We start from the raw sequence: 2,091 nt of genomic DNA, 5'->3' as shown, positions 1-2,091 counted from the left end.
AACGTTCCCAGGCCGCCCGGCACGGTCGCGTCCGCCGCGATGGTCACTTGCTCCGACCCGTAGCGGAACGTCCCCAGTTTGTCCGTCGTCAGAAACGAGTCGCCCGCGTACGAAAGTTCCATCCCCAGCACGCGGTCCAGTTCTATCGGGTGCCCGCACGATTCGTGCACCTGGAGCGCCAGTTGCCCGCCGTCGAGAACGATCGTCCGCCTTCCTTCGGGGCAGGGCGGGGCCGCCAGCAGCGCCTCCGCCTCCTCGGCCACGCGCGGGGCCTCCCCCGCGAGATCCATCGCCTCGACATATTCCCATCCGCCGGTCGCAAAGTTCCCGCGGAAACTGTTCGGATACGACCGGACCTGAAGGTCGCCGCCTCCGATGGCCGTCGCCGCAATCCCGCCGCCCGTCTGCACGATCCGCTGCTCGATCCGCGCCCCTTCGGTCGATGCGAAGAATTGCCGCATCTCGTACGCCGCGCTGAACGCCTCCGCCAACTTGACGTTCGGCCCCTTCATCGCCCGCGACGCCCCTGTGAGGAGCGCCAACTTTTCTTCCAGCGGCACGGCGAACGGGTCCTTCGCCGTCGGCGTCTCGTACCGCGCCTCGGCCGGCGCGACCGGCGCAAGGTGCACCGCCTCGCCCCGCAGCCGCGCGCTCGCCCGCGCGATCTCCACCGCCTCGCCCACCACCGCCTCGACCGCTCCCCGGACGTCGCCGTACCCGACGCCCAGCCCCGCCATCACCTCGCACGCCCGCTCCGCCAGTTCCTTCACGCCTTTTCGCTCCGCGCCGGTCTCTTCTTGCGCCTTGCTGTGTTTGTTTACTTCTTACTTCTGCGGTTCCTTGCTCGATATTCTGTGTTGCTGTTTTCCCCGATTATTCCTTTGCTGTTTTCTGCGTGCTCTGCGTCCTCTGCGGTTAAATCCCGCCTCCCCCGCGCGGGGAACCGTCGAGTATACGCCCCCGCGCGCTTTTCTTCAAGCGCGCCCCGCCTCAAGGGCGATTCTAGAAGGAGAGCCCCGACCCGTCGGGAGCCGGGAGATCCCGCGCCTTGACGCCCCTGGCCGTCCATTTCGCCGTCCGCCCGGTACTGCCTCTCTTCTGGTGCGCCCTGGTCGCGGCCGTCTTCGTCGCCCTCGTGGGCCTCATCCTCTGGCGACGCCGGCCACAGGTCTCGCCTCGGAGGCAAAGGATCCTCCTCGTCCTTCGCGCCGCCGTCGTTGTCGCCGTCCTGCTGCTGCTCTTTCGCCCCGAGATTTCCTGGCAAACTCGCCGCCCCGTCCCCGGCCAGGTCACCTTCCTCCTCGACGCCTCCCGCAGCATGACCATCCGCGACGTCGCCGCCCCCGCCGCCCTAAAGCCCGGGGATGAGTCGCGACGCAGTCGCGACGAATCCCCGGGATCGCCTTCCGCCGTTCAATCCGCAATTTTACCCGCCGTAGCCCTGCGTCCCGTCCGCCATAGCCCGCAGGGCGACGGCGGAAGCCTTGGCGAAGCAGGGGCGAAGGCGGGCCGCAATCCGCAATCCGCAATCCCCCCCGACGCCCTCTCCCGTGCCGCCGCCCTCCGCCGCGCCTTCCTCGCCGCACCCGACCCTTACGCCGACCTCGCGCGCCGCGCCGTCGTCCGCTCGTATGCTTTCGGCGCGCGCTTCCGCCCCGCCGCCAACTTCGCCCCCGCCCCCGCCGACCCGCGCACCGACCCCGGCGAAGCGCTCGCCGATCTCGCCGACCGTGCCGCGCCCACGCTCCGCGCCGTCGTCCTCGTCGGCGATGGCGCCGCCAACCGGGCCGCGCGCGGCTCGCCCGAGTCCGCCGCCGCCCGATTGCTCGAGCGCGGCATCCGCATCCACGCCGTCGCCGTCGGCTCCCCTGAACCTTCCGACCGCGTCCGCGACGTCGCCGTCCGCGACCTGCGGTGCCCCCAGCGCGTCTTCGTCGGCAACCGGCCGGAGGTCCGCGCCGCCGTCTCAGCCCTCGGCATGAAAGGCCGGCCCGTCCGCCTCGTCCTGAAGGCCGACGGCCGCGAAATCGCTCGCCAGGACTTCACCCCCGACGCCCCGAGCGCCGCACGCGAGGTCGTCTTTACCCCCAC

General features: G+C 70.7%; 2 protein-coding genes. One reads left to right on the top strand and one right to left on the bottom strand.

Annotated features, from left to right (window positions below; all coding sequences use genetic code 11):
• A partial coding sequence (locus NTX40_06645; protein MCX5648757.1) for a TldD/PmbA family protein occupies positions 1-770 on the bottom strand: 770 nt, incomplete at its 3' end.
• A 278-nt stretch (positions 771-1,048) separates the two neighbouring features.
• Between NTX40_06645 and NTX40_06640 the strand changes: the two genes are divergently transcribed.
• Positions 1,049-2,091: hypothetical protein (locus NTX40_06640; GenBank protein MCX5648756.1), on the top strand; the 1,043-nt coding region annotated here is incomplete at its 3' end.

This window comes from Planctomycetota bacterium (genome assembly GCA_026387035.1).
Taxonomy (GTDB): Bacteria; Planctomycetota; Phycisphaerae; order FEN-1346; family FEN-1346; genus JAPLMM01.
This window is presented reverse-complemented; position numbering and strand designations above follow the sequence as displayed.